The organism is Arsukibacterium sp. (assembly GCF_033722355.1).
GTDB lineage: Bacteria > Pseudomonadota > Gammaproteobacteria > Enterobacterales > Alteromonadaceae > Alishewanella.
Genome location: NZ_JAWVZF010000148.1, coordinates 1 through 6,903 on the forward strand (window position 1 = coordinate 1; position 6,903 = coordinate 6,903).

At 51.6% G+C, this 6,903-nt stretch carries 8 protein-coding genes; 5 read left to right on the forward strand and 3 right to left on the reverse strand.

Annotated elements, in window-relative coordinates:
- A partial coding sequence (rraB, locus tag R3177_RS11915) for a ribonuclease E inhibitor RraB (RefSeq protein ID WP_318971250.1) occupies positions 1-310 on the forward strand: 310 nt, incomplete at its 5' end.
- A gap of 67 nt (positions 311-377) precedes the next feature.
- On the opposite strand, the gene R3177_RS11920 is transcribed toward rraB, so the two are convergent.
- The 3 genes from R3177_RS11920 to R3177_RS11930 all read right to left on the reverse strand — a co-directional run bounded on the left by R3177_RS11920 (position 378) and on the right by R3177_RS11930 (position 3,788).
- Entirely contained in the window at positions 378-2,126 is a 1,749-nt protein-coding gene (locus R3177_RS11920; RefSeq protein WP_318971251.1) for a TIGR03545 family protein, read from the reverse strand.
- Between the two features lie 10 nt (positions 2,127-2,136).
- Positions 2,137-2,628, reverse strand: a complete 492-nt coding sequence (locus tag R3177_RS11925) for a TIGR03546 family protein (protein ID WP_318971252.1) — start codon at positions 2,626-2,628, stop codon at positions 2,137-2,139.
- Positions 2,629-2,858: 230 nt separating this feature from the next.
- On the reverse strand, positions 2,859-3,788 hold the full coding sequence (locus R3177_RS11930; protein ID WP_318971253.1) for a permease: 930 nt from the start codon (positions 3,786-3,788) through the stop codon (positions 2,859-2,861).
- A gap of 188 nt (positions 3,789-3,976) precedes the next feature.
- Between R3177_RS11930 and R3177_RS11935 the strand changes: the two genes are divergently transcribed.
- The 4 genes from R3177_RS11935 to R3177_RS11950 form a co-directional block, all read left to right on the forward strand.
- Entirely contained in the window at positions 3,977-4,315 is a 339-nt protein-coding gene (locus tag R3177_RS11935; RefSeq protein WP_318971254.1) for a metalloregulator ArsR/SmtB family transcription factor, read from the forward strand.
- 117 nt (positions 4,316-4,432) lie between these two features.
- Entirely contained in the window at positions 4,433-6,022 is a 1,590-nt protein-coding gene (locus tag R3177_RS11940; protein ID WP_318971255.1) for an amidase, read from the forward strand.
- 114 nt (positions 6,023-6,136) lie between these two features.
- Positions 6,137-6,562, forward strand: coding sequence for a hypothetical protein (locus R3177_RS11945; protein ID WP_318971256.1), 426 nt, complete (start codon positions 6,137-6,139; stop codon positions 6,560-6,562).
- Between the two features lie 55 nt (positions 6,563-6,617).
- Positions 6,618-6,903, forward strand: a 286-nt coding sequence (locus tag R3177_RS11950; protein WP_318971257.1) for a heavy metal-binding domain-containing protein, incomplete at its 3' end; no start/stop codon positions are given.

The window sequence follows — 6,903 nt, forward strand, 5'->3', positions numbered from 1 at the left end:
TGATCCGGATGCGCTTTACACCATTGAACACCATTTTTACGATAAAGACTTTAACAAGCTGGAAAAGCTGGCGGTAGAGTTATTTAAAATGGGCTATGAAGTCACCGACGCTGAAGAGGTCGAGTTTGAAGATGGCGCCAGCGCCTGGGTGTTCGATGCGATTCGTGAGCAATCACTGGAAGTTGGGCCTATTGTCGCCGATGCGATGAAACTGGAGCAACTTGCTCAGAAACATGGTGTGGAATACGACGGCTGGGGCACCTACTTCGAGGGTGACGAAGAAGACTTCGAGCTGGACGACGACGAATAGTCTGTGGGTAGCAATAAAAAAAGCCGCTGTATAGCGGCTTTTTCAGCATCAGCAGTAATGTAATAACTTAGTTACCACCTAACTTATTCAGCAGTTTATCTTTCAGTTTATCTTTAGCCTGATCTTTTACATCAGCCAGTTTGGCGTTCAGCATATTTTCAATGCTGCTTTCCAGTGATTCAGCGGTGCTTTCCTGCTGATTTAACATCGACAACCACTCACTCTGGCCGCCAAGTTGCTGCTGCAGTTTACTGTCAAGCTTGCTGCGTAGCTCTGCTTGTAATTCCGCAATTTTTGCTTTTGCCTCACCAAGCACGGCATCAGCCAGCAGCTTATCAAGCGGTGAGCGAATACTCACTTCTGGCGCACTGATTAAGCCACTGGCATTTAAATTAACCGGAATTTCTGCCTGCTGATTGAGCAGTGTTGCCAGTTGCTGCACATATTTATTGTCGCTGGCGCTAAATTGAGCCTGCTGCAGCACCACTTTAGCTTGCTGCTCCACTTTGTTACCCACCAGATTCAGCTTACCGCTGGTGTTCAGGGCGGCACTGGCCAGCTTAAGCATAATATCGTCGCGACCAATATCCATGCTGTCTACCTGAATACCCTGCAGTTGCCAGTTGACGTTAGTCACCATTTGCTCCAGAACCGCAAAGTCACCGTCGAGCTTTAATAACGATAGCTGTGGCAGACCGCTGACCTCAGCATTAAACCTTGTCGCAGCGTTTATTATCTGATGTTGTGCGGTAATATCCTGTACTTCTATCAATGCTTCCCCGCCACCAATTAACCAGTTTACCCGGGCGTTTTTAATCCAGAAATCCGGATAAGGCTGACTTGGCAGTGGCAAAATCCGGTTAGCCAGAGTGATTTCAGGCTCAGCTGTTTGCTCAGCCTCAGCTGACTTTTCCGGGATATAAGGTGCTGCCAGGTGGTAGAGTGCCTCAAGCTGGCCAATGCGCTCACCCCAGAAATCACCCAATAAAATCTGGCTGATTGGCGCCAGGCCGCCTTCACCGATATTGGCCAGATCCTGTAATTTCTGCCAGTCACTGCGGCTGGCATCACGCAGAGCTGTGACGGCCTGCTGCAGCTGCTCGCGGCTCTGGCTGAGCCGTTGCTGTACCTCTTTTAATTTTTCCTGTTCAGTTTTTAATGTCTCCTGCAGTTTTTTCAGTTGCGCGGTTTTGGCTGTTAAGTCAGCCGCACTGGTAATTTTACTGTCAGTAAGGGCTTTAATTTCAGTCTGAATTTGCTCCAGTTTTTCTTTATCCGGTAGCTGCGACTTTAAATCACGCAGCACCTGTTGTTGCTGCTGCGCAAGCTGTTTTAATTCTTCGCCGCGGGCAACCGTGGTTAAATCAGCCCGGGCCAGCAACTCATCGGCATTGGGAAAGTCGAGCCGCAATAACTGCTGAAAATCAACTTTAGCTGCCGGGTCGGCATTAGGGCCGCGAAATACCTTGCCCGGACTGCTGCGTTCGGTGCCATAAGCCAGACCATCTACTGATAAGTCGTTGATAACATAATAGCCAAGTAACGCCGGCCATACTTCCAGCGCAGCGCGGGCATTGCTAAAGCTGATGCTGTTATGGCTCGGCTTGGCGCTATCGGTAATTTGTAATTCGCTGACGTTAAGGGTAAGCGGGGCCAGGCTGACGGAGACATTACTGATATTAACTTCAGCGCCCACTGCTTTTTCCAGGGTGTACACCATACCAAGCCGGATCGCAGTGCCAAGAAACAGATAAACCAGCGCCAGAATGGCAGCGAGCAGGGTAAGAAAAATTAACCAACCGGATTTACGGATCATTGCTCGTTCCTTACTTTATATTTTCGTACAATTGCACCAGCTTGCTGGCTTTTAACATTTGCACCACTTTCCACTGCTGCAGTTTGCTCATCACCCGGCCGCGATATTGACTAACCAGCACGCTACCAAGCCAGGCAACCGGCACCAACAGCAATAAACCCAGCACAAAGGCACCCAGCACCAGGGTGTGATGCAAATGAAATAACTGCAGCGTTTCACTTTGCGCCAGCAGCTGCAACAGCGCAGGCTGCTGCGCATATTGCCAGGTAAGGCGTTCCAGGGCGTCACCAAAGATGAACATCAGGCCGCTGCAAAGCCCCCAAACCAATAGAAAAGTGGTCAGATTGATTGTTAGTAAACAGACCAGTAGCAAGATTAACAGCGGCAGCAAACCAAAAGGCAGTAAACCGGCCAATAACCCCAGGCCGATAGCCCAGCCAATTTGCCAGGGTGAGGCTTCAGAGTTGAGTACTTTCAGAATTCGGGCAAGCAGAGTTAGCATAGGGGACATCCTTTATTGTCACGCGTGTTGCTGTTATATAAAGTAACAGCCACACTGGCGTTTGTCAGCTATCGCTGAATAAAACAAGGGTTTACAATGGATTTTAGCGGAATTTTTCGGTTACTGCCGGTTCATGTTCTCACCTTGCAACAATGACCGCTACAGAATAAACCCTTGAGTTAAGTTCAGCGTCAAGGGTTTGCCAACGTAAGGAACCCGAACCGGTTAGTTTAGCCTTTGCCAAGCAGCAGCTGGATACTGACCCCCGTTACTATGGCTGTACCCAGTACCACCAGCACAAAAGCGATCATCAGTGGCCATTGAAACAACCTTTTCAAAATAATCATTTCTGGCAGGCTGGCACCAGCACCGCCAATGGTCAGCGCCATAACGGACCCTAAACTGGCGCCTTTAGCCACCAGCGTCGCGGCCAGGGGTAACATGGTGCTGGCCCGGACATACAATAAAATGCCACTGAGTGCCGCTGCCGGGATCAGCCACCAGGGGTTGCTGCTGCTTAACCCTGCCAGCAATGACGCAGGCACATAGCCGTGGATCACGGCACCTACAGCAACGCCAAGTGCAATATGCGGTAAAAAGCTGCGGGTTTCCTTAATGGCCTGGCGCAGCAATGCGGTCACTGAAATGCTGCTTTCAGCCCGAGCTGGCGCGGTGTTATTGCCGCTGCCACAACAGCTGCCGGCCGGTGCAAGTAAGGTAACAAAACGCTGAAAATTCAATGCCTGCAGCAAAAGGCCGCTGGCAATAGCGATGCCCAGCACGGCAATACTGTAGATCAGCAGCAGTTTCAACCCGAAAATAACCCATAGCATGGCGATTAAATACGGGTTTAGCAGAGGCGAGGTAAATAAAAATGTCATCACCGGACCAAACGCTGCGTTGGCCCGAAGCAGCCCAACCATCATTGGCAGGGTGGAGCAGCTGCAAAACGGCGTAATCGCGCCAAGGCCAGCAGCCAGCATGTAGCCACTTTTACCGGATAACAGCGCTTTGACCTTCGCTTTGGGGATTTTAAACTGCAGCCAGCTGACCAGCATGCTGATCAGCACAAACAGCACCACCAGTTCACTGAACACTATGCCAAAAAACCGTAGACTATCTATTAGCGCGTTCTGGCTACCAGGGGTTAAATCTAACATCGTTGCACTCCTTATTTTTACTATTCTGCAAATACAGAAATATATATTATTAAAAAACCCGGCTGGGCAGTATGATTCGACTAATGTGGAAGTATTTTATTTCTGCGAATATGGAATTGTCAATATGCTTCGATAAATATAGAATGATTTTATTCTCTGCCGACAGGCAGTAACCACAGGAGTAAATAATGGAACTTGAATTAGCGGCAGCACGGCTGGCAGAGCTGGGACACAGTACCCGGCTGGCCATCTTTCGTATTCTGGTAAAAGCCGGCCGGCAAGGCCTGAGTGTCGGCGACATTCAGCAGCAGCTGGATATTCCGGCCTCCACTTTGTCACATCATCTGGCGCGGATGATTAAGGTCAACTTATTGCAGCAGCAGCGTGAGGGCAGAACATTGTACTGCCAGTTGCAGTTTGACGTGGTGGAAGCGTTGCTCGGTTATTTATATGCTGAATGCTGCGCAGCAGACGGTCAGTCATTATTGGCCGTCACGAAAACGGCTGATGCTGGCGGCCGCTGCTGATATTTTTGTGGAAAATCGCCACTTTTGCGGACAATCGCCACTAGGGTGCGATAAAAGAGAGCGGCAAACCGGCCATAAGCCGGTAGCATGGACTATTCAATTTGATAAGGAATACTAATGCGCCATTTTATTCTGGGTTTGGGTTGTGGCCTGCTGCTGACGCTAAGCGCTTGCAGTAATCAAGCCGTAGCCACTCGGTCGCCTGTCACCAGGCCCGACACGGCCCAAAGCACGATTAATCCGGCGTGGCTGTCAACCGCAGCCGCGCAGCAGGCCTTAGCCGATGGCAAGCTGAGCTCAGAGCAGCTGGTCAGGTATTACCTGCAGCAAATTGCCAGCAATAACAACAGCGGCCATCAGCTGGCGGCGATAAGCGATATTAACCCCGATGCTCTGACACAGGCCCGGCAGTTGGATGCTGAGCGCCATGCCGGCAAGGTGCGCTCGGCGCTGCATGGTCTGCCGGTAGTGTTAAAGGCTAACATCGCAACCCTTGATAGCATGCCTACTACCGCTGGTGCACTGGCATTACAGGGCCACCTTACCCCGGCAGATGCACAACTTGTCAGTCAGTTACGCGCAGCCGGCGCGATTATACTGGCAAAAGCTAACTTGTCGGAATGGGCTAATTTTCGGGGTGAAAATTCAGCCAGTGGCTGGTCTGCGCTTGGCGGCCAGGTTCGCAACCCGCACTTACTCAGCCACAGCCCCTGTGGCTCAAGCTCCGGCTCTGCCGTGGCGGTGGCGGCGGACTTAACCTTACTGGCAGTCGGCACAGAAACTGACGGCTCTATTATCTGCCCTTCGGCAATCAACGGCATTGTCGGTATTAAACCCAGCCGCGCTGCCGTATCGGGTGAGGGCATTATCCCGATTGCCTCGGCGCAGGATATTGCCGGGCCGATGGCCAGAACAGTCTATGGCGCAGCCATACTGCTTGATGCGATGCTAAGCCCACAGGCAAAAAAACAGTTCATCCAGCCGCTGAGCACAGCAGCGCTGCAAGCCTCAACCGCCAGCAAAGTATTACTGGTTCGCGCCTATGATACACAGGATCCGGCATTGCCACCGATGCTGGATAAACTGGCTGCAATGCTTACAGCCGCTGGCATTGAGGTGGTCAGTACCGATGAATGGCAGTTGCCGCCTGAGCTGTATCAGGCAGAGCTGAAAGTATTGGTGTATGAGTTTAAGCGTGATTTAGAACAATGGCTGCGGGACTATCAGGTGCCGGCAGAGCGCGATACCCTGGCGGAGCTTGTTGCTTTTAATCAGGCTATGGGCGAAGCCGCCCTGGGCTTTTTTGGCCAGGAGTATCTGCAACAGGCCGCGGTCATTAACCTGGAAAGCGACAAAGCCAGCTATCAGCAGGCGCTTAACCAAAGCCGGCAACTGGCTGAGGCTGCTCTGGATCGCTATCTGAAACAGCAAGGATTTGACGCCATTATTTTGCCCTCGTACGGTCCGGCCTGGCCCATTGATCATGTTAACGGCGATGCCTTTAACTTTGGTACCTCAACGGCGGCGGCGGTGGCCGGTTACCCATCGGTTACCGTGCCGGCAGGTTTTAGCGGCATTTTGCCGTTAGGTATCAGTCTGGTTGGCTTACCCTGGGCAGAGCCTGAGCTGCTGGCGCTGGCCACGTTGCTGGAGCAGCGGCTTGCGGCCTATCGACAGCCCGGGTTTGTCAAAGAGCTCAATAACTAAAACCAGTCAGGTAATTTTGACTTCTGCGCCGCTCAAGCGTAATCTTAGCGGCCATTGCCTCTGGCATTTTTAAGCTACACTAAACTGAGTAATACGGCAGCCAATCCAAATATTATGTTAAGCACTCTGGTACAACAGCAAAAGCACTGGACTATCCCGCTGATGGTCAGTCTGATGCTGTCCTGGTGTTTGATGCTGTGTAACGGATTGGTTAGTAACGCCTATGCTGCAGCTGATGCTTCGCTATCTGTTGCCACCGCGACAGCAACACCGCCTTGCCACGGTACCCCCGGCTTGAGCAAGGTTGCAGCAGACGACTCTTCGATCCTTCAGAGCACAGATAATTATTGCGCCGGTTGTGATAGCCAGGCAACCCAGCTTGATCCTTTATCGCTGCCGGCAGTGGTATTATCGGTAAGCTGGTTGCAGGTGGCTGATAACTGGCCCAGAGTTATCCGGGTTGTCGACAGTTTCGCCCTGACACCGCCACCGCGACCCGCTGTTCCACTTTATTTGCGTAAAAGCCTGCTGCTGATTTGATCCCGGCCGTGTTGTCTACGGTTATTTTCGGTATTTTAAAAGCAGAGGTTTTACTATGTTTATCCCGGTTAAAAGCGGCTTGCTGGCCAGTCTGCCAGTGTTATTATTCGTTGGCGGCGAAGCGCTCGCCCAGCAACATCAGCATGATCATACCCAACAGGACAGTGTTCTGCAAAGCACCCTGGCAGCTGAAAGCACGCTGGCAGCTGAAAGCACGCTAAAGCAGCTGATAACGGGTGATAAACCCGCCACCGTCTATACCTGCTCAATGCACCCGCATGTCCGCTCCACTAACCCGGATGATCGTTGCCCGATATGCGGCATGGCGCTTATTCCGGTAA

Coding starts and splice junctions, on each gene's coding strand:
- R3177_RS11920 (WP_318971251.1), bottom strand. CDS start 2,126: ATGATCCGTAAATCCGGTTGGTTAATTTTTCTTACCCTGCTCGCTGCC.
- R3177_RS11925 (WP_318971252.1), bottom strand. CDS start 2,628: ATGCTAACTCTGCTTGCCCGAATTCTGAAAGTACTCAACTCTGAAGCC.
- R3177_RS11930 (WP_318971253.1), bottom strand. CDS start 3,788: ATGTTAGATTTAACCCCTGGTAGCCAGAACGCGCTAATAGATAGTCTA.
- R3177_RS11935 (WP_318971254.1), top strand. CDS start 3,977: ATGGAACTTGAATTAGCGGCAGCACGGCTGGCAGAGCTGGGACACAGT.
- R3177_RS11940 (WP_318971255.1), top strand. CDS start 4,433: ATGCGCCATTTTATTCTGGGTTTGGGTTGTGGCCTGCTGCTGACGCTA.
- R3177_RS11945 (WP_318971256.1), top strand. CDS start 6,137: ATGTTAAGCACTCTGGTACAACAGCAAAAGCACTGGACTATCCCGCTG.